Source organism: Pseudomonadota bacterium, assembly GCA_008501635.1.
Lineage (GTDB): Bacteria > Pseudomonadota > Gammaproteobacteria > QQUJ01 > QQUJ01 > QQUJ01.
Genome location: QQUJ01000010.1, coordinates 421,592 through 442,461 on the forward strand (window position 1 = coordinate 421,592; position 20,870 = coordinate 442,461).

A 20,870-nucleotide genomic window follows, 5' to 3' on the forward strand; every position below is an offset into this window, starting at 1 on the left:
TATTTTTGGCCGTTTGTCTTTGGTCGATTGCCGCTTCGAGGCCGACCTCTAACAGGCGCCTCGGCGCCGTGTAGACCGATTTCCTATGCGACCATACGACTACACTAAGGATCCTTGGGTAATGGTAATTCCAGTACCGGTCCAGCAGTTCCTGCGGTTGATCTTGATCGGGCTGGTCCTGCTGCCGACAACCCTGCCGGCTGCGCAACCGGTGACGAAGCGCATCGAAGCGCTGGCCGAGCAGTACTTCCCCGATGCTCAATCGGTCAGCGAATTTTCCGGAACGCCACCCGCGGCCTCGGTCTACGCCGGTAAGCAGCTGCTCGGCTATCTGTTGATCACCGATGATGTCGTGCACATTCCCGGGTATTCAGGTGCGCCGATCTACACCCTGGTCGGATTCAGTCTGGAGGGGGAGATTCGCGGGGTGGAGATCCTCCACCATCAGGAGCCGATCCTCGAGGCGGGGGTGACGGAGGCGGACCTGCAGCGCTATCTGGATCAGTACCCGGGCAAACCCATCGAGCGACGCATCCGTATTGGCCGTACCGTGCGGCCCGACGACATCGCCATCGACGGTCTCACCGGCGCCACGATCACCGCCATGGTGATCAATGAAGCGATCACCACGTCGATCAGAAAGGTGGCAGAATCGCGCGGGCTCCTGAAGGGCAGCGATCCAGTCGAGTCCGTGGGGCCGACCCCCCACCCGGCGGCCGATCTATGGCGCGAGATCTGGGACGACCGCCAGGTGGAGATCGTGGTGTTAGGCATCGGACTTGCCGTCCTGCTGGGGGTTCTGATTTTTCAGGACTGGCTGGTGCGCAAGCCCAATATGCTGCGCTGGCTGCGCGATGGCTACCTGCTCTTTACACTGATTTTCATCGGCTGGTACACCCACGCACAGCTCTCGGTGCTCAATGTGTTCACCTTCATTCAGGCAGTGCTGCGCGATTTTCGCTGGGAGACCTTTCTGGTCGATCCGCTGATCTTCATCCTGTGGGGCTTTGTTGGTGTCACGCTGCTGCTGTGGGGCCGGGGGATCTATTGCGGCTGGTTGTGCCCGTTCGGCGCGCTGCAGGAGTTGATTTACAAGATCGGACGCAAGCTGGGCATATCCTGGGGATGGGAGCCGCCGCCCTCGGTGCAACAGCGCCTGGAAGCGATCAAGTACATCGTCTTTCTCGGACTCTTCGCGGTCTCTTTACAGTCCATAGGCAATATCGGCAGCCTGGTCGAGATAGAGCCCTTCAAGACCGCCATCACCCTGCGCTTCCAGCGCGAGTGGGGTTACATCGCCTACGCGGTAGGATTGCTGGTTACGGCCCTGTTTATTCGAAAGTTTTTCTGCCGCTATCTCTGTCCGCTGGGTGCGGCGCTGGCGATTCCCGCCCGCCTGCGTATTTTCGACTGGCTGCAGCGGCGCAAGGAGTGCGGTCGCCCGTGCCAGATCTGCGCCAATGAGTGCGAGAGCCGGGCCATTCGCATCACCGGCGAGATCAATGCCAATGAATGTCACTACTGTCTCGAGTGCCAGGTGACCCACTGGAGCGAGGAGCGCTGCCCGCCGCTGGTCGATAAGCGCCTGGCGCGCGAGCGCAGTCAGCTGATGCGGGGTAACCCGCCACCGAGCGACAAATCGGCCTGAGGCTTACGTTTTGTTTGATTTGTGACAGGGGATCGCGCATCCTGTGCGCCGATAAACTGGCCGACGCCGGATCGCAAATGTCAACCAGGCGCGCATTTCCCGCCAATAAGAATAAGTAGCATTTGCAAAGACCATGATTTTTGAGTTTTTCGAGTCAACAATTGGGTTTGTTTCAGCATCACAGATAATGAGGGAGAAAATCATGCAGAAGAAGTTGTCTGTTGCAGTACGCGTAGTGGCTGCGTGTACGGTACTGGCGTTTGTGCCACCGCTTGCGGCACAGACGTCGTCCGGACACCCGGGCACGGCCGAAGAGGAGATGCGTTACGAGGGTGCGCCATTGGCGGCCGAGGCGGGCAAGTCCCGCGCAGTGGTCACGCCCGGGGCGCCGGCCATGAGCGAGGCGGAGTTTGCCCGCGCCAAGCAGATCTACTTCGAGCGCTGCGCCGGGTGTCACGGCGTGTTGCGCAAGGGCGCCACCGGCAAAGCGTTGACGCCGGATATCACCCTGCCTCGCGGTGCGGCCTATCAGAAGGCATTCATCACCTTCGGTTCACCGGCGGGCATGCCCAACTGGGGTAGTTCGGGTCAGCTGAGCGAGACGGACATCGACATCATGTCGCGCTACCTGCTGCACGAGCCCCCGGTTCCGCCGGAGTTCGGGTTGGCCGACATGAAAGCGACCTGGAAGGTGATCACTCCGCCCGAGAAGCGCGTCAAGAAGAAGATGAATTCGCTCAATCTCGAGAACCTCTTCTCGGTGACCCTGCGTGACGCCGGCCAGATTGCGCTGATCGACGGCGACAGCAAGAAGATCGTCCACGTCATCGATACCGGTTACGCGGTGCACATCTCGCGCATCTCCGCTTCGGGCCGCTATCTGTTCGTCATCGGTCGCGACGCCAAGATCAACCTGATCGATCTGTGGATGGCGGAGCCGAAGACAGTGGCCGAAATCAAGGTAGGCATGGAGGCGCGTTCGGTTGAAACCTCCAAATTCAAGGGGTGGGAAGACAAGTACGCCATCGCCGGCACCTACTGGCCGCCCCAGTTCGTGATCATGGACGGCGATACGCTCGAACCGAAGAAGATCGTCGGAACGCGGGGCATGACAGTGGGTACCCAGGAGTACCATCCTGAGCCGCGCGTGGCCGCGATCATCGCCTCGCACCAGCACCCCGAGTTCATCGTCAACGTGAAAGAGACCGGCAAGGTGATGTTGGTGAACTACAAAGACATCGACAACCTGCGTATTACCTCCATCGACGCCGCCCAGTATCTGCATGACGGTGGGTGGGACGCGACCCAGCGCTACTTCATGTCGGCGGCCAACAAGTCCAACAAGATCGCGGTGATCGACTCGAAAGAGGGTTTGCTGGCGGGCCTGGTCGATGTCGGCAACATTCCTCACCCGGGCCGCGGCGCAAACTTCGTCGATCCCAAGCACGGTCCGGTATGGGCCACCAGCCATCTGGGCGACGATACGGTGTCGCTGATCGGTACCGATCCGGTCAAGCACAAGGCGAACGCCTGGAAGGTGGTACGCACGCTGAAGGCACAGGGTGGCGGTTCACTGTTTGTCAAGACCCATCCCAAGTCGAAGAACCTCTATGTTGATACGACGCTGAATCCCGATGCTGGGATCAGCCAATCGGTCGCGGTTTTCAACATTGACAACCTGGATGCCGGCTTCAAGGTGTTGCCGATCGCCGAGTGGGCGGATCTGGGCGATGGTCCCAAGCGTGTCGTGCAGCCCGAGTACAACAAGGCGGGTGACGAGGTGTGGTTCTCGGTATGGAATGGCAAGGATCAGGCCTCCGCGATCGTCGTTATTGACGACAAGACACTGAAGCTAAAGACCGTGATCAACGATCCGCGTCTGATTACGCCGACGGGCAAGTTCAACGTCTATAACACCCAGCACGACGTTTACTAGATCCGCGACCAGCGGCGGGGTTAAATCCCCGCCGCTTTTTCGTTGTGCAATCCCTGCTCCGGGCTGCACTCCGCTATCCGTCCGTCGGTTTGTCCATTCCGACACCCGAACCGCATTGAAACTGGGATTGTTCGATTTGGGTTGACCGGATAGCCGTTCTTTATCACCATCCCCTTCTTTACCGCAGCCTGCCATCCCGGTTCCATCCGGGAACCCGACGAATGACAGAGCATTACCTTCTGATCAAAACCATCCATCTTGCGAGTGTGTCGGCAAGTTTCTTGCTGTATACCCTGCGGGGTATATGGATGCTGAACGAATCTGCGTGGTGCGATACGTTCTGGGCGCGACGGCTTCCTCATATCAATGATACGGTTTTGCTAACTGCGGGAATCTTGTTGACCATGATCCTGCATCAATACCCAGGCACCCACGCGTGGTTGACCGCGAAACTGGTCGGCCTGTTGGTACACATTGGCCTGGGGTTTGTCGCCTTTCGGGGAGTACTGAGCCGGCGTGTGCGCACCATCGCCTGGTTGGGATCGTTGCTCGCCTTTGGCTATGTCGTTACAGTGGCGCTTACACGCAACCCATTGCCGTGGATAAGCTGACAGTCAACTGCCGGCAGGAACCGATGCGGGGAGTTGAAATCGCGGAAGGAGGTTAGTTATGTCGACTTTTTTAATTGTTGGAATTGTGCTCAATGTGAGTTTGACCAGCCTGGCGATCTGGTGGGTGGTTCGTAATATGCAACCCAAACCAAAAAAGTAGCGTAACCGCGTGTTCACGCTGGTCGGGCAGCGACTTCGGGCGGTGTCCATGTAAGAGGTTCCTTAACCTTGTCCGCTTAATCCGGCGTTCGCACGCATCTGCGCTGTTCAGACGCTTCCACTAAACGGCGCATCTCGAAGGGTTCGGATCCTGCCTGAACGCAAATCCCCCCGTATTGAAACAGATGCTAGCGAGCAGTGCGCTGATAGTGTTCGCGAAGTTGGCTGAACAGGGTCACCATATCAGCAGGCGTGTGCGGAGGCGAGAACCGACCGAACAGTCGCGCCTGCGGATCGATCAGCAGGATCGACGCCGTATGGTTGATGTCGTAATCGGTGGCGCTGCGCGACTCCGCTTTCTCGTAAAGTACAAACAACTTTGGCGTTAGCGCTGCAATCGCCTCCTCCGTTCCCGTTACACCAACAAACTGCGGGTTGAAGTATCCGAGATACTCTCCCAGACGCTCGGGGGTGTCGCGCTGAGGATCGACAGACAGAAACACGTACTGCGGTTTGGCAGTCAGTCCGGTCGGCGCCGCCACCTGCTCGGCAACAGCCTGCAGAACCGCCAGCGTCGAGGGACAGACGTCCGGGCACGAGATGTAGCCAAAAAATAGAAACGTCCAGCGCCCCTGGAATGCTTCTTTGGTGAAGGGGCGATTCAGATGGTCGGTCAAGGTAAAGTCTGGCAACGGTTTCGGTTCCGGCCATAGCACTGATTGGAGTGCTGCCGGGATACGGGTTGGCGACGGGGCTTCAGAGGCTGGGCGATTGATCCAGTACGCTACGACCGTGGTCGCGATCACTAACGCGATGATCGCAATACTTTTTAATCGTTGTCTTCTGTTATTCGTGGTGTCGTTCATAAGGTTTTGCCGGGTCGAGTAACACTTAACGTTGGGCGGTGAACAGAGGCGGACGCGTTCGATAGAGTGCGTGGGTCAGGAACAGGGCTGCCGTAAGGAGCACTACGGCGCCGGCTTGATGCGTTGCAGCGAGCGTTGTCGGCACGCGCAGAATCAGCGTCGAAATACCCAGCGTGACCTGTGCCAGGGCGGCAAATAGCAGTAGATGCAGACCGAGGCGCGCTCGCGGCGCCAGCGCTTTACCGACGCTGCTCACCCATAGGGCAAACACCAGTATCAGCGTGGTGATGGCCAGTATGCGATGGTCGAACTGAACAGTGGCTGCATTCTCGAACAGGTTGCGCCAGGCCGGTTCGAGCACCATGATTCCCGGCGCCACCCAGCTATCACCCATCTTGGGAAAGGTATTGTAGGAGTAACCGGCCTTCAAGCCGGCGACGAAACCACCCGAGAGCAGAGTGAGGAATATGAAGGCGGTGACAAACAGGGCGAAGCGACGCCTGGGATGCGCTCTGCCTTCGCCTCCATACCCCTCCCTTACGAACCAAAGATCCAGCGCTGTCCAGAGCATATAGGAATAGATAATCACCGCAGCGGATAGGTGCGCTGTCAGGCGATACTGGCTGACATGGGGATCGTGAACCAGACCGCTCATCACCATGTACCAACCCAATACACCTTGGAGTCCCCCAAGGATGAACATGGCAATGAGCTTGGGGATCAGCGCCCGGTCGATGCGGCGCAAGAATAGAAAAATCAGGAAGGGAATCAGGAACGCTGCTCCAATGAGACGGCCGAGCAGGCGGTGGCTGTACTCGAACCAGAAGATCATCTTGAAACCTTCCAGTGACATGCCGATGTTCTTCTTCTGATACTCGGGAAACTGCTTGTATTTTTCGAAGGTGCTGACCCATTCACTGTCCGACAGCGGTGGGATGGTTCCCATGATCGGATCCCACTCCACGATGGAAAGCCCCGACCCTGTGAGTCGGGTGACGCCTCCCAGCACAATCATGGCAAGCACCAGTGCACAGCAGGCGAACAGCCAGAGGGCAACGGGCCGGTTTTCAGTGATGGGATGTGCCATGGTCGAACTCTTTTAAATTATCAGCGTTAAGGGGTGACGGTGCGCCTGCGGCCAAATGATGGTGTAGTGCGCCCAACATGGCAACAAGCAGTAACGGTGCGCCGATGTTGTGTCCCAGCGCTATGGCAAGAGTGGAGGGCGCCACTGCAGTGCCCATGCCCAAGCCGGATTGAAACAAGAGCAACAGGAGTAGCGCCGCATCCCAGCCTCGCGGGCGCTGGCCTGTGGTTAGAAGTTTCCAGATGAAAAACGCGCCCCAGACCAGCAGAACTGCCGCGCCGATGCGATGGCTGAGTTGGATGGCGATTTGCTCCGCGCCACCTATGACCGTGCCCGAGCTGTCGGTAGGCAGCGAGCGAAACAGATCCAGCGCATCGCCAAGCGCCGTCGAAGGCCACAACAGGCCGTTACAGTCGGGCACACTGGCGCAGGCCAGGGCCGCGTACTTGGCACTGGTGATGGCCCCCAGAACGATTTCAGCCGTAACCAGAACCAGCCCTATGCCGATCCAGATCGGCATGGCGATCATTGATTTGGTGAGTGCGGTGGCGGGCGACCGGGTTTCGAGATAGAGCCACCAGAGCAGACCAAGCAGGGAGATGCCTCCCAAAAGATTGCCAACGGTTACACTGGGGCTGCGCGATCCGCCAGCCCAGAGCCCTAATGCCACAAGAAAAACGAGGTTCGCCAGGGCGAGCAGGGAAAACATCAGCGCGGTTCGGCGTTCTCGTCTGGCTACACAGAGCACCGCGATAGCCACCACCAGCACGGCGATGAGCCCGGCTACTGCGCGGTGCGCCCGGGTCGCCCAATGGGGTTGAGCTTTCAGGGAGGGTTTGTGGTCGGTTTTGAGCGGCTCGGTGAGCGTTGGGTCCGAGCCAATCCGCCCATAGCATGCGGGCCACTCACTGCAACCACTACCCGCATGGGAGTGGCGCAAATAGGCGCCCAGCACCAACAACACCAGAACAAGTACCCAGGCGGCCAGTGCAAGGCGCGAGATCATTCGGGTAAACGGCTGGCAGCGTTGGGAAAGCGAGTCAGCGAAAATCGCAGACCGCTACTTCGTCTTGGGTCTGTGGATGACTTCACCCCGCACCAAGCGCAGGTACTTGGGCTCTCTTTTCCAATCAACACGATCGTGTCCAAGATCGAACTGCCAGGACCAGGCGCCCTCGGGGTAGAAGCCGTAGGTGGAAACCGTCCAGTAGGCGCCCGCCTGTGTATTGGGGAAATAGGCGGGATCGATGGTCGGAGGGGGATTGCGAAAGCGCAGATCGTTGATCGAACCGATTTCCGCATGGCCAGGTACGCGCCAGTCATCAAAACCACACAATCGTTCTGCTCTTACCGCCAATGTGAAGGAACGGGTATCGCAGTCACTATGGCTGCAGGTGCCCTTGTTGGGAATGCCAGGTTCGCCCTCGCTGCCCTCGAGGTCTGGTTCATACCAGGAGTAGGTGTGCTCTTTTGAGTGGAGGCCGTCTCCAGTGGTCTTTACCTCCCACACAAGATTGGTACGTGGGTCACGGACGCAGGACCAGGGGGCAGTGGCGAAATCGCCGTTGCCGGTGTATGCGGCGCCGTCGGCGTGGATTCGCTCCAGCGGTATTGGCGCAGCGGTTTCCTCGCTGGATCGGCCACAACCGGACAATAGAATAGTCGTCAGCGCTGTACAGACCAAGATAGAAATACGACTGAATACGTACGGGGGTTGTGGCTGCATTGGTAGTGTATGCCTGTAACTGGTAGAGACCGCTGAACCAATAAGTTTTTCGCAGTATTTGGGCGGCAAGGTGTCTGCGCGGGGTGAAGCATGTTTGTGTGCAACTCGCGGCATCATAACGGCACGATTGTAGTTGGTGCAATGTCGCGAGAGTCCCATCGAATACCGCGCCTCGGAAATAGATGGGAGCGAATCTCATCATCATTGCACATCGGGCCGGTAGAATTCAGCGCAGCCATCGAACCAGCTTGAATTCATCGTAAGACTGAGTGTGGCACTTGACATTGACGGGGTGTACTTGGACTATATGCCACCAAGGGGGAGTACCAGGAACAAATTAATTGTACGCCGTTTAACCCAGCTGATTACGCATGCGGCGTGCCTGAAAAACCAACTGACAACCAGACCGAGCGGGATATCGGTGGCTTGCGAAGCGAGGTTCGAGCACCCCCTTTACAACATTGGTATGTGGAGTTTCTTGACGTATATCAAGGCTGGGGTTTCAGTGCGATTATTGAATAGCGCGGGGGAAAACTAACACCGCTATGGGATATCACCACGGTTCCAGGCGCAGCGCGCATGTTTTTCAACGAATATTGAAGTCGCCAGCGCGCGCGTTAGAGCATCAATTTCGATCCAAACGATAAGTCGAGGTGTGCCATGCAAGAAGAAACGAGGGGGCAAGCTGCAAACCCTAAAGAGAAAATCCCGGTGATGCAGAAGGTATTGGATAACCCGTTCCTACTCCTGTTTTTGGGTGTCGTAATGCCTACGGTCTTTTACATAATCTGGGGGATTATGGAAGTGGTAACCATCCCCATAGCCAAGTAAAAACAGTCCGGTAGGAATCTGATAAAACAGCAAGAACGCTCACGAAAGGGGAAATCCTATGAGTGCCATACTGCCACCGAATAGACGTCTCTGGTGGAAACAACCGATAGATCGTTTGGAGGGGACCTGGGTCGTACTGGCGCTGGTCTGGTGTTTGATCATGTTCACCATGATGCCGCTCTGGCATGCGATCGGAAAACAGAACCTCTCGAATGAAGCCTATCGCACCACTGCCGAGATGTTTTCGGGCAAAGTGGAGGCCATGGTCAACCAGCACAAGGTTCGCGAAGAGGCGGGTCTTCCGGTAGTTGCGCCTCCGGCAGGTAGCGACGTTTATATGTTGGCCCGCTTATGGCAGTGGTACCCGCTTCTTGAACTCGAGAAGAATAAGACCTACCGGCTGCATCTCTCCTCCGTAGACTGGAACCACGGTTTTTCGCTGCAACCGCTCAACATCAACCTGCAGGCGGTGCCGGGATACGAAATGGTGGTGACAATCACGCCGGATACAACCGGCGAATTTACGGTTGTATGTAACGAATTCTGCGGCATCGGTCATCACATGATGCTCGGCAAGATCTACGTAAAAGAATAGGGGGATATTTTCATGGCCGATGCACAATTTAGAACCTGTGAAAGCACAGGTCTCCGGTATCACAAACCGGCCGAGACGCTCATCAAGGCTCATGCCGTCATGGGTGTGGTCTGGCTGCTGATTGGCGGTGTACTGGCTTTGCTGGTGACGCTAACCCGCTGGCCGGCGGTCCATATGCTGCCAGCCGCCGAGTTTTATCAGGCACTGACGGCCCACGGTCTGGATATGCTGATCTTCTGGATCATCTCGTTCGAAATCGCGATCGTCTATTTTTGCGCAACCACACTCTTGGGCTGTCGTATTGCGACTCCGCGTATCGCCTGGTTGGGTTTCGCGTTGATGCTGATCGGCAGCGTGGTCACCAATTTGGCGATCCTGAATGGCGATTCCAGCGTCATGATGACCTCCTACGTGCCGATGCCGGCCAATCCGAACTTCTACCTCGGAATCATCCTGTTTGCGGTGGGCGCGTTGATCGGGTGTTTTGTCTTTCTGGGCACGCTGGTGGTGGCCAAGGATGAGCAGACCTACGTCGGCTCGCTGCCGTTGGTCACTTTTGGTGCGCTCGTGGCGGTCATCATCGCTATTTTCACCATCGCCTCGGGTGCGATCCTGTTGATTCCTACCTACCTTTGGTCAATCGGGTACATAGGTCATATCGACGCGCTGATGTATCGCGTGATCTGGTGGGCAATGGGTCACTCCTCCCAGCAGATCAATGTCTCGGCTCACGTGGCAGTATGGTATGCGATCGCAGCCATCGTATTTGGCGCCAAGCCGATGTCAGAGAAAGTCAGCCGCGGTGCCTTCCTGCTCTACATCCTCTTTCTGCAGCTCGCCAGTGCGCACCATCTGCTTTCTGATCCGGGTATCAGTTCCGAATGGAAGATGTTCAACACCAGTTATGCGATGTACCTGGCGGTGCTGGCCAGCATGATCCACGGGTTGACGGTACCAGGTTCCATTGAGGTGGCGCAGCGCAAGAAGGGCTTCAACAACGGCCTGTTTGAGTGGATCCGCAAGGCGCCGTGGGGAAATCCGGTTTTCTCCGGCATGTTCATATCATTGATCGGATTTGGATTCCTCGGCGGTATTTCGGGTGTCATGATGGGTACCGAGCAGTTGAATCTCATCATTCACAACACCATCTATGTGCCGGGACATTTCCATGCCACCGTAGTGGTAGGAACGACCCTTGCTTTCATGGCGCTCACCTACTTTCTTATCCCGACGCTGTTCCGGCGTGAGGTGATCAACCCGGTACTGGCCAAGTGGCAGCCCTATCTGTTCGGTTTGGGTATGTCGGTCTTTGCATTGGGCCATATGGGTGCCGGCACGCTGGGCGTATCACGGCGTCACTGGGATATGGCGTTTACCGGTTCAGCGCTGGGTTACGAGTATCCGGCGGCGGCTTATCTGCTGATGGGAATCGCTGGAATTGCCGGTGTCGTCGCCATCGTGGGTGGAGCAGCCTACATCTGGATTACCGTGGGATCGTTGTTGTGGGGCAAGAAGGTGGGAGAAGCGCCGACCTATGGTGCTGCACCAACCACCCCGATCCAGTCGGAGGAAATCGCTGCTGACGCGGATGACCACTCCGGAATCGGGATTGCCGGTTTCATCGCCCCCGGCACATTTCTCCTCGCATTGACATTCCTGGGTATCTTCGTGGTCTATTACTTCATCAACTGGAAGTATCTGTCCTCGGTCTGGCCCTTGAGCTAGGATTACGCTGGATAGTATCGGGGGCGCGGATATCGCGCCCCCGATTGACTACGATTCATCTTACCGGTGGAGAAGAACGTGCCGCGCACTATCCATGCCGAGTCCTCATGGTCAGGCGGATCACTGCAGTTGATCAAACAATTAGGCAACGTCTGTAAGCTGCGTATTGGTGTGACCATTGCGTTTACCGCATTAGCGGGGATAGCAATCACACCGGGCTCATCGCTGACGACGATGCAGATCATTGTGCTCGGATTGGCGGTGTTGATCTCTTCAGCCTGTGCCGGTGGATTCAATCAGTACGTGGAGCGTGATCTCGATGCGCGCATGGAAAGGACGCGCTCTCGCCCCTTTGTAACCGGTGAGTTCAATCCAACCTGGATGTGGCCGGTGGGATTGACCACTATGCTGGCATTCTCGGTGATAGCGGCCGGGTGGGCGACCAATATGGTGGCGGCGCTGTTTGTGTTTCTGGGAGCTTTTTTCTATGCCGTTGTCTATACGGTATGGCTGAAACGCCGCACGTGGCTCAATATCGTCATCGGCGGGCTAGCGGGAAGTTTTGCGATACTGGCCGGCGCCACCGCCGTGGATCCACAGATCACCGCCGTTCCTTTGATATTCGCCATCGTACTGTTTCTCTGGACGCCATCGCATTTCTGGAGTCTCGCGATCGTATTGCATAAAGACTATGCAGCCGCCGGTGTTCCCATGTTGCCGGTGGTGGTCGGTGATCGCCGCGCAGCGGAGGTGATTCTCGCCAACTCGATTCTGATGGTCGCCATATCGGTGCTGCCCGTATTCTACGGAATGGGTTGGATCTACCTTGTGGGCGCCGCCGCAGGCGGCCTCTATTTCCTGTTCAAGAACCTTCAGTTGGTGGCTGAGCCAACGCCGAAGGTCGCCAGGGCCAGTTTTTTTGCTTCACTCGTGCAGCTGACCTCTCTGCTGGTTGCCAGCATTCTGGACGCTCAACTTTTAGGTTGACGTTGCAGAGCTAGAGACCTTTTCGGTCTCGCGAGGACCCGCAGGGCCAATACTCCGACAGCGGGTCAGGCGCTGTTGGTAGTGTATTTTGTTCCCGTCGAGCGCAGTAACACACATGCCCCCACCATTTCGTTTTATGCGACCAATTGAATCCCGGTTACGGCGGATTTATCTTCGTCGTCCACCCGCTGAGAACCGGCCCTGCTATTGGCAGCGGTTGGCTCGATCCGCGCAGCTGTTCATTTCCATCATCCTATTGATACCGGCCGTCGCGATAGCGGCGCCAAAGGGCACTCAGCCAACCAACGAACAGAACCCAATATTTGATGGGAAAACGGCCCTTGCTCGAAGCCAGGCGGCGATCGGTCGGACACTCGCTAATTACTCGTTCGTCAGTTCTGCCGGGGCCACCGTGCAGCTGGATGATTTGCGGGGAAAACCGTTGGTGATCAGCCTGGTCTATAGCAGCTGTTACCATACCTGTCCGATGACCACGCGCTATTTGGCTGAGGCGGTGCGTAAAGCCCGTGATGCTTTGGGAAACGACGCCTTCAATGTCTTGACGATTGGTTTTGATACTCCCCAGGACAATCCTCTGACCATGGCCAGTTTTGCCAAGCATCAGGGTGTGGAGATGCCAGGTTGGTATTTTGTGAGCGGTGAGCAGACCACGATCGACGGAATCCTGAGTGATGTCGGTTTCACTTATGCACCGTCCCCGAAGGGTTTCGATCACCTGGTGCAAACCACCGTTGTCGATCAGGATGGAAAGATCTACGTTCATGTCTATGGGGAGATTTTCAGCACCCCGCTTCTGGTAGAGCCGCTCAAGCGGCTGGTGCTCGGAGCACGCCCCGAAGACGGGTTTGCAACGACCTTCGTTAAGGGGGTGCGTCTATTCTGCACCACCTACGATCCCGCGAATGACGCCTACCGATTCGATATGTCCTATTTCATCGGACTGGTCATTGGCGGCAGCATTATCCTGGGGACAGCAGGGTATTTGGTCAGGGATTACTATCGTTCCCGGCGCTCTTGATCTGTATCAAGGAGGGTGTTACGGCCCCGTTGTTAATCTTTGCGCGTTAGTCAGGTATTATGGTGCCCGCGATATCTGATCGAGCCGAATCGGGCCGGAGATTTACACCATTGCTTAAGTACATCCAGACACCCGCCCATGCGCTGCTGCATAGGGTGGAGGGCTTTTTTAACCTGCTGTTTGGCGAAAAAGCCAATCCTTTCCACTACCTGGGTGGTTTGACCATTTTCTTCTTCTGGGTGGTGCTGGTCAGCGGGATCTACGTCTTCATTTTCTTTGAAACCAACGTCTGGGGCGCATACCAATCCGTCGAGCGGCTGACCCATGAGCAGTGGTACATCGGCGGTGTTATGCGCAGCTTGCATCGTTATGCCTCGGATGCCGCGATCATAACCCTGGCCCTGCACATCCTGGGTGAGTTTTCCAAGGATCGGCACCGGGGCTTCCGCTGGTTTTCCTGGTTTACCGGCATCCCCTTGCTGTGGATGGTCTTTCCCCTGGGTATTACCGGGTATTGGCTGGTGTGGGATCAATTGGGTCAGTACGTGGCTATCGCCAGTTCGGAGCTTATGGACTGGCTCCCAATATTTACTGATCCTATGGCACGAAATTTCCTCACGGAAGATGCGCTGAGCGACCGGTTTTTCACGCTTATGGCATTTATCCATCTGATCGGATTACCGATATTTCTGATTTTTGGAGTGTGGTTTCACCTGCTGCGCATCAGTCGTCCCAAGATCAATCCACCGCGCAAACTGGCGCTGGGTAGTATGGCGGCTTTGCTGGTCCTTTCGTTTGTCGCGCCCGCCACGAGTCAAGGCCCCGCGGATCTGTCACGCGTAGCCACTAACCTGGAGTTTGATTGGTTTTATCTTCTGGCCTACCCGCTGTTGGATAGTGGGTCACCCGCCCTGCTGTGGGGTGTATTGTTTGGGGTCAGCGTCTTTTTCTCGGTATTGCCCTGGTTGCCCCCGCTGCGCCAGCTTCCGACGGCCAAGGTCGATCTGGATCACTGCAACGGCTGCGCACGCTGTTTTGCCGATTGCCCGTTCGGCGCTATTACCATGGTGCCGCGCAGCGATGGTCACGCCTCGCATACCCAGGAGGCGACCGTCGATGCCTCTTTGTGTGCGAGTTGCGGCATCTGCGCTGGTGCCTGCCCCACGGCCATGCCTTTCCGCCGCGATGAGGCGCTGCCGACCGGAATCGACATGCCTGGCTTTACGATTCATGACCTCAGAGAGGTCGGCAACACCGCGCTTGCCAACCTGGATAGTCCGGTCAAGCTGCTGGTGTACGGGTGCAATCACGCCATCGATGTGGCGAGTCTCGATCTGCCCAATGTGGTGGCGATTGGTCTTCCGTGTACCGGCAATGTGCCGCCATCGTTCGTTGACTACGCCTTACACAAGGAGAGCGCGGACGGTGTACTGCTGACCGGATGCCGACCGGGAGACTGTCAGTACCGCCTGGGCAACACTTGGGTGGAAGAACGGTTTGCCGGCCGGCGGGAACCCCGTTTGCGCGAGCGCGTAGATACCCGACAGGTCAAGGTTTTCTGGGCCGGTCGCGGCGATCGCAAGGCGTTGGTGCGCGAAATCGAGTCGTTTGTCGCGGATCTTAAGACGCTCAAGGCGCTGGACAGCGATCAAGATACCAGTGACGCGACCCCGTCGTCGCAAGCGCCTATCGGACTTAGTGCGGCGCGGGCGTCGATGCCGGAGTCCAGTCATGAATAAGGTGCTGCGCTATCTCGGCCAGGCGCTCATGTACGCCCTGTTCATGGGGTTTGTCGGGTACTTTGCGGTCTTGCCGACCTATTCGCCGCTGCAGGCCGATGAGGCGGCGGTGAGATACAGCATTGGCCACTACGGGCAACTCAAGGTCGAGTGCCGCCAGCGTACAGCGGAGGAACTGGCGAAGATGCCACCCAATATGCGGGCGGTCGACGACTGTGAGCGCGAAAGATCGCCGATCGATATCGAATTGCTGATCGACAACAAGCTGATCTATAAAGAACATCTGCGCCCGACCGGTCTCTCCAGGGACGGCCGCTCCTACACCTATCACACGATCAAGATTCCACAGGGGACCCACCTTATCACGATACGGATGCGCGACAGCATTCATGAGCAGGGTTTCAACTACAACAAATCGGCCGAGGTGGAACTGCAGGCTGGTGAATTGTTGGCGATCGACTTCAACAGCGAAGAGGGTTATTTTCGCTTCATCACACCCAAGAAACGTGACGGCTAGCGCAAGCGATTTCAGTTCGCTCTGCGGCACCCAATCGGGGTGGCGCCGACAACCAAAAGAATAGCCCGATGACCCAGCAAGACTCCCACTACATTTTGCCTGTAAAAGGCGATATCACTTTGGCCCGAGGGTGGTTGTTTCTCGGTTTGCTGTCATTGGTGATCGCAGGATTGCTCACCGTCCTGGTGGTGTCGGCACGCGTCCCCGGACTCCAGGATCTGTTGCCCTTCGTTGGGCTTTTTCGTGCCGTGCTGGTGGTGCATGTCGACCTTACGGTGCTGGTGTGGTTTTCCGCCTTTGCGGGCCTTTTCTGGAGTCTTAACGTTCGTGGGTATTGCACTCTGTGCGGATGGGGTGCCTTGCTGCTGGCCCTGTTTGGCGCGCTATCGATGTCGGCGGCCCTGTTCGTCGGCAGCCCCGAACCGATAATGGCGAATTACATACCGGTTCTCCGCAGTCCCATATTCATGGCCGGATTGTTGGCCTTTGCTGGCGGTTTCGCGATTCTGGTTCTGCGGGCGCTCTACTCCCTGGCGCGGGAGAGGGACTGGTCCGGCCGGGAGGGGGCGCTGCGGTTTGCGCTGTTTACCTCGGCCTTGTCCGGTCTGGCGGCATTGATTGTTTTCGCTCTGGCCTATGGCGACCTGCCGGAATCGCTGGAGCCGAAAGCCTATTACGAACTGCTCTTTTGGGGCGGCGGTCATCTTATGCAGTTCGTCTACACCCAGTTGATGCTGGTTGCGTGGTTGTGGTTGGCCAGTGCCTCGGGTGCCTGGCCCGGCCTGGGTGCGCGAGCTGCCTGGTGGGTATTCGCGATCGGCGTGGCAGCCATTCTTCCAACACCTTTTGTGCTGATTGGAAACGGCCCGGAAACGGCACTGTATCGGATCTTTTTCACTTATCAGATGCAGTACGGTGGGGGGATCGCAGCGCTCGTAATCGGTGCGGTGGTGCTGGCGGCGCTGTGGCGGGCGGATGCCCCCCATGAAAGCGCACGCGCCGAGCGCAGCACACTCTGGACGTCGTTACTGGTATTCGGTGCCGGGGGCGTGATCGGTTTCCTGATCTCGGGTAGCAATGTGACCATCCCTGCGCACTACCACGGCAGCATCGTGGGTGTGACGCTGGCTTTCATGGGCATGACCTACCACTTGTTGCCCAAACTTGGCTATCGACCAGTTTCCCAAGGGCTTGCAGTATGGCAGTCGCGAATCTACTGCGGCGGCCAGTTGATGCATATCACCGGACTGGCCTGGTCGGGTGGTTATGGGATTCAGCGCAAGACCGCTGGGGCTGCCCAGGGTCTCGATTCGCTGGAACGGATCGTCTCCATGGGCTTCATGGGACTCGGTGGATTCATTGCGATCATTGGCGGCATTCTTTTTCTGATCGTGGTCTTCAAATCCATTCTAGGGCGTCGAAGGAACGAGTTGGGCGTCGCACCGTAAGCCTTCTGGAACCACAATGGCGCTGCGCACGAGCCCATCAGCGGCCGAAGCGTTCAATTACCTCGAACAGGCCCAGCGCGAGAGCCAGCACGATTACAAAATAGATTACCTGCCGGTATTGGAAGCGACTGCCGCGCCGTACCTCGATGGCATTGAGCAGGCGGTCGGCGGCAAAGTAGAGCACGATACCCGCGAGCGTAAAGATCAGTATCTCAACCACGATTGTCCCCCTGTCTTATTCCGTTAGTGTCGGACGGTTCACTCGTTTCTACGTCCGATTGCTTTGTGTGCGGAGTATCCTGCATCAATCACCGGTCACGCTCAAGTTGTGCCGCATGGTGCTGGTCTGACGACCGGGCGGATAGGGCGGGCCCAAGTTGGCGGCCTCGCTTGTGACAGGCGCGGCATAACCTTCACATTTTCATCACTTTAGCGAAGCAGAACAAACCCGAAACTATACTCACCGTCGTAGACTCAACCGAGAGGAGCGATGGCGATGAGTATGTTGACCCGCGCGGTATTCGGGATAAGTGGCTTGCTGTTGGTTCTGTTGTCGGGCGGAACCGCAGCTGCGGCAGAGGAGCCGGTCTTCTCGACCCGTGCCGGGGCTATCCGCGGCTACGATCCGGTGGCCTACTTCGCGCAGGGCAAACCCGTCAAAGGCGACCCGCGCTTCTCGCTGGAGTATCAGGGTGCCACCTGGCGGTTCGCCAGTGCCGAGAACCGCGACCGGTTCGCAGCCGAGCCTGGCAGGTACGCCCCGCAATACGGCGGTTACTGCGCCTGGGCGGTCTCGCAGGGTTACACCGCATCGGTCGTTCCCGACGCCTGGCGGATCGTCAATAACAAGCTCTACCTCAACTACAGCACCGGAGTTCAAAGGCGCTGGAGCCAGGATGTGCCAGGCAACATCGCCAAGGCTGATGCCAATTGGCCGGCCGTACTGAGCAAATAGGGTGAGTCGGCCACGCTGCGCGCCAGCGCGCCTGTTCCTGATTATCAGAGCTTGTGGTTCGTCAACGCCAGGCGCTCGATTTCCTCTTTGGCCGTTGGCGGGCAGATGACCGTGGTGTGCGCTTCCGTGTCCTTGAGATAGCGGCTGGCGACGCGGCGCAGATCGTCCAGCGTTACTTCCACGATACCGCCACGGAATTCACGTCGCTGCGCCGGTGTCCGGCCATGCAGGCTGCTGTGAAAGGCACTTTTGGCTTCACCGGCCGGCGAACCAGGCTGGTCGATGCGGGCGATGACGCCAAGAATGGCCTCTTCGAGGTAACGCGGTTCGTGCTGGTCGGTCAGCAACCACTCGATGGCGCTGTCAAAGTCGCGCAATGTGGCACCGAGGCGAGGGTCACGGTAGGAGTAAAAGCGGAACGATCCCGAATCGCTGTCGTAGCTTGCTCCGCCCCCGTAGGCACCCCCCTGCTCGCGAATAGCGCGATGCAGGAAATTGTTGCGCAGATAGCCGCCCAGCACGGTCAGCGGGGCGGCATCGGCATGGCCGGGGGGTACGGCAGGGTAGGCTCGTCCGCAAAAATTGACCGAAGTACTGGTGGTCCAGGCATCGCTTACACGTTTGGGAGTAAAGGCCGGTTGGAATGACCCCGGGGTAGTATCCTGGCTGCGCCCGGTCCACAGACTGCTGAGGTGTTCGTGCAGGACTTGATGCTGCTCCGCTTCTGCCACCAGCAGGAATTGTCGTGGGGCGCTCTGCAGGCTTTGCCGAAGGGTCTCGAGAGAGGCGGCAAAATGCTGCAGTTCAGCGGGACTGTTTAGCGCATCGTCCAGCGCCTTGAGGCGGCGAATGCCCTCCAGTCCGCGCCACTGATGGGCGAGCGCAGCCACGGGGCTCATACCGCTGGAGGCGCCCGTCATGGCGAGCATGTGGCCGTTGTCGGTGACGCTTTGTTCGGCGTGGGCACGGGACTGGGCAACCAGCTCGCGCAGTCGTGACAGCTCATCGAAACGGGCGGTCTCGAATGTCTCCTGCAGCAGTTCGCCGAGCGCGCCCTGATTGCGATTGAGCGACTTGCCGCTGAGCACGAAAAACGCCCGTCCGGCCGCGATATCCTCGACACCTCCGTGCACGCTGAGATTGGCGTGGATACCGCCGGTCACGGCGGCATGGCGCGCCTGGGTCGCGCGGTAATCGCGCCCGCCGCTGCCGACCTCCGAGAGATAGGCGGTGAACAGCGGTAGCATGGGCAGCAACGTCTCGTCGACTGGCGGCAGATCGACGATCAACTGCTCGTAAACCAGCCCATTGGTGCCGGCATTGAACCACGTGTTGATCAAGGGCGTCCGGGCAACGTGTATCGGCTCTGGAATCTTGAGTTCACGCGGGATATCTCCGAGCCCGACTTTCGGCAGCACGGCCGGGTCGTCTTTCGTGTTTTGTCGTGCTTCCAGCGCATGTGCCTGCTCGATGATCTGCTGGCGGGCATCGGCATCGAGTCCGGCCTTGATAGCGGCCAGACGCTCGGTTTCCGCCTGGGCCTGCTCGGCGCCGAGATTGGGGTCGGGACGAAAGGTGAGCGTGACACGGTGTGGATTGTCGAGCAGCCACGTGCGTACCAGTTCCTTGATGAAGCCGGGGTTCTGGATGCGCTGCCGCAGCGATTCCAGCACCGGATCGATATTGAGATAGGTGGCCGGATTACCGCGGTGGATGGCGGCAGGCAGTGCGTTGAGCATCATCTGCAGCCCGTAGGGAAAACCGTCGCCGCCAATCTCACGCTGATGCAATTCCAACTGATGCAGCATCGACTCGATCAATTCCTGGGGAACACCCTGTTCGGCGACCTCCTTGAGGACGCCAAGCACAAGCTCTTCGACGGCCTGGCCATGCTCGGGCTCCGATCCCTCGACGCCGCACGTGAAGACCATCTCGCGATTGGAATCCTCAAGGCCGCAGAGCGGCGAGGGCGCAGTGCCCAGTTCGGAGGTTTCCAGTGCGTGGCGCAACGGCGAAGCACTGTTGTCGAGCAATACGTCGGCGAGCAGATGCGCGGTGAGCATGGTCTCCAGATCGGTGCTCTTGTCGAGCAGCCAACCCAGCACGATGTGGGTCTTGCGCCGTGTCTCTCCCTCGGGCTCCACGGCGTAGCGTCCTGCAACGGTTTGTGGCGCAGGCAGACGCTGTTCATCGGCTACGTGTATGTTGAGATCGGCTGCGGTGAAGCGGTGCAGTGCCTGCTCCTCGAATGCCGTCTGATGCTCGACCGCGGGTATGTCACCGTAGGTCATGAACACTGCGTTGGAGGGGTGGTAGTGGCTGCGATGAAAAGCGACCAACTGATCGTGTGTCAGATCCGGGATTGCTGCCGGATCGCCACCGCTGTTGTAGTGGTAGGTGACCGTGGGAAAGAGGTGCGATGACAACGCGTCCCAGAGTGCGCGTACGGGGGAACTCATCGCCCCCTTCATCTCATTGAACACCACACCCTTGAAGACCAGCGGGGATTCGGTATTGTCGGTTTCGGCAAACTCGATGCGATGCCCCTCCTGGGCGAAATCCAGGGCATCGAGACGCGGGAAGAACGCAGCGTCGAGGTAGACGGCCAGCAGATTCTCAAAGTCCTTGCGGTTTTGACTGGCAAACGGATAAGCAGTCCAGTCGCTGCTGGTGAAGGCGTTCATGAAGGTATTGAGCGAACGGCGCGTCATCATAAAAAACGGATCACGCACCGGAAAGCGTTCGCTGCCGCAGAGCGCTGTGTGTTCGAGAATATGTGCCACCCCGGTGGAGTCCATCGGTACTGTACGAAACGCCACCAGAAAGACATTGTTCGGGTCTTCCGATTCCAGGTGGTAGTGGGTTGCGCCCGTCGCCTTGTGGCGATAGGCATAGACTGTGGTACGCAATGAGGGGATGGTTTCGGTCTGGATCAGTTCGAAGGCAGGGTGGATCAAAACTTCGCTCATGGTAAGGGTATTCCGCCGTGGTCTGGGTTCTT

Annotated in this window: 17 protein-coding genes; 11 read left to right on the plus strand and 6 right to left on the minus strand. The window is 58.0% G+C overall.

Going from position 1 to position 20,870, the window contains the following annotated elements; genetic code table 11:
* Positions 1–85 precede the first annotated feature (85 nt).
* The 3 genes from DWQ09_04395 (at position 86) to DWQ09_04405 (ending at position 4,195) form a co-directional block, all read left to right on the plus strand.
* Positions 86–1,648 (plus strand): 4Fe-4S binding protein, encoded by a 1,563-nt coding sequence (locus DWQ09_04395; GenBank protein ID KAA3629493.1) that lies wholly within the window; start codon positions 86–88, stop codon positions 1,646–1,648.
* A gap of 187 nt (positions 1,649–1,835) precedes the next feature.
* Positions 1,836–3,584, plus strand: a complete 1,749-nt coding sequence (locus DWQ09_04400; GenBank protein ID KAA3629849.1) for a nitrite reductase — start codon at positions 1,836–1,838, stop codon at positions 3,582–3,584.
* Between the two features lie 221 nt (positions 3,585–3,805).
* Positions 3,806–4,195 carry a regulator SirB gene (locus tag DWQ09_04405; protein ID KAA3629494.1) on the plus strand — a complete coding sequence of 130 codons (390 nt, stop codon included), beginning with the start codon at positions 3,806–3,808 and terminating at the stop codon, positions 4,193–4,195.
* 347 nt (positions 4,196–4,542) lie between these two features.
* On the opposite strand, the gene DWQ09_04410 is transcribed toward DWQ09_04405, so the two are convergent.
* The 4 genes from DWQ09_04410 to DWQ09_04425 are packed head-to-tail and all read right to left on the minus strand — an operon-like array spanning position 4,543 to position 8,192.
* On the minus strand, positions 4,543–5,220 hold the full coding sequence (locus DWQ09_04410) for an SCO family protein (GenBank protein ID KAA3629495.1): 678 nt from the start codon (positions 5,218–5,220) through the stop codon (positions 4,543–4,545).
* Between the two features lie 25 nt (positions 5,221–5,245).
* Positions 5,246–6,307 (minus strand): heme A synthase, encoded by a 1,062-nt coding sequence (locus tag DWQ09_04415; GenBank protein KAA3629496.1) that lies wholly within the window; start codon positions 6,305–6,307, stop codon positions 5,246–5,248.
* The gene (locus tag DWQ09_04420; GenBank protein KAA3629497.1) at positions 6,288–7,313 is read right to left on the minus strand and encodes a hypothetical protein; all 1,026 of its coding nucleotides are present in this window, start codon (positions 7,311–7,313) and stop codon (positions 6,288–6,290) included. The genes DWQ09_04415 and DWQ09_04420 overlap by 20 nt, the downstream gene beginning before the upstream one ends.
* Positions 7,314–7,367: 54 nt before the next feature.
* Positions 7,368–8,192: a DUF1566 domain-containing protein gene (locus tag DWQ09_04425; GenBank protein KAA3629498.1), complete on the minus strand. Its 825-nt coding sequence runs from the start codon at positions 8,190–8,192 to the stop codon at positions 7,368–7,370.
* 730 nt (positions 8,193–8,922) lie between these two features.
* Between DWQ09_04425 and DWQ09_04430 the strand changes: the two genes are divergently transcribed.
* The 7 genes from DWQ09_04430 to DWQ09_04460 all read left to right on the plus strand — a co-directional run bounded on the left by DWQ09_04430 (position 8,923) and on the right by DWQ09_04460 (position 16,914).
* Positions 8,923–9,459, plus strand: a complete 537-nt coding sequence (locus DWQ09_04430; GenBank protein ID KAA3629499.1) for a cytochrome C oxidase subunit II — start codon at positions 8,923–8,925, stop codon at positions 9,457–9,459.
* A gap of 12 nt (positions 9,460–9,471) precedes the next feature.
* Positions 9,472–11,184 carry a cytochrome C oxidase subunit I gene (locus DWQ09_04435; protein ID KAA3629500.1) on the plus strand — a complete coding sequence of 571 codons (1,713 nt, stop codon included), beginning with the start codon at positions 9,472–9,474 and terminating at the stop codon, positions 11,182–11,184.
* A 90-nt stretch (positions 11,185–11,274) separates the two neighbouring features.
* Entirely contained in the window at positions 11,275–12,171 is an 897-nt protein-coding gene (gene cyoE / locus DWQ09_04440) for a protoheme IX farnesyltransferase (GenBank protein ID KAA3629850.1), read from the plus strand.
* 115 nt (positions 12,172–12,286) lie between these two features.
* Positions 12,287–13,210: an SCO family protein gene (locus DWQ09_04445; GenBank protein KAA3629501.1), complete on the plus strand. Its 924-nt coding sequence runs from the start codon at positions 12,287–12,289 to the stop codon at positions 13,208–13,210.
* 59 nt (positions 13,211–13,269) lie between these two features.
* Positions 13,270–14,949 (plus strand): hydrogenase iron-sulfur subunit, encoded by a 1,680-nt coding sequence (locus tag DWQ09_04450; protein KAA3629502.1) that lies wholly within the window; start codon positions 13,270–13,272, stop codon positions 14,947–14,949.
* Positions 14,942–15,466, plus strand: a complete 525-nt coding sequence (locus DWQ09_04455) for a hypothetical protein (GenBank protein ID KAA3629503.1) — start codon at positions 14,942–14,944, stop codon at positions 15,464–15,466. The genes DWQ09_04450 and DWQ09_04455 overlap by 8 nt, the downstream gene beginning before the upstream one ends.
* A 68-nt stretch (positions 15,467–15,534) precedes the next feature.
* Positions 15,535–16,914 (plus strand): cytochrome C oxidase subunit I, encoded by a 1,380-nt coding sequence (locus tag DWQ09_04460; GenBank protein KAA3629504.1) that lies wholly within the window; start codon positions 15,535–15,537, stop codon positions 16,912–16,914.
* A gap of 37 nt (positions 16,915–16,951) precedes the next feature.
* On the opposite strand, the gene DWQ09_04465 is transcribed toward DWQ09_04460, so the two are convergent.
* A complete protein-coding gene (locus DWQ09_04465) occupies positions 16,952–17,134 on the minus strand; it encodes a hypothetical protein (protein KAA3629505.1) in 183 nt (60 codons plus the stop codon).
* Between the two features lie 276 nt (positions 17,135–17,410).
* Between DWQ09_04465 and DWQ09_04470 the strand changes: the two genes are divergently transcribed.
* Entirely contained in the window at positions 17,411–17,869 is a 459-nt protein-coding gene (locus tag DWQ09_04470; protein KAA3629851.1) for a YHS domain-containing protein, read from the plus strand.
* A gap of 44 nt (positions 17,870–17,913) precedes the next feature.
* Here the strand turns inward: DWQ09_04470 and DWQ09_04475 are convergent, their stop codons facing one another.
* The gene (locus tag DWQ09_04475) at positions 17,914–20,838 is read right to left on the minus strand and encodes a peptidase M16 (GenBank protein KAA3629506.1); all 2,925 of its coding nucleotides are present in this window, start codon (positions 20,836–20,838) and stop codon (positions 17,914–17,916) included.
* Between the last annotated feature and the right edge of the window lie 32 nt (positions 20,839–20,870).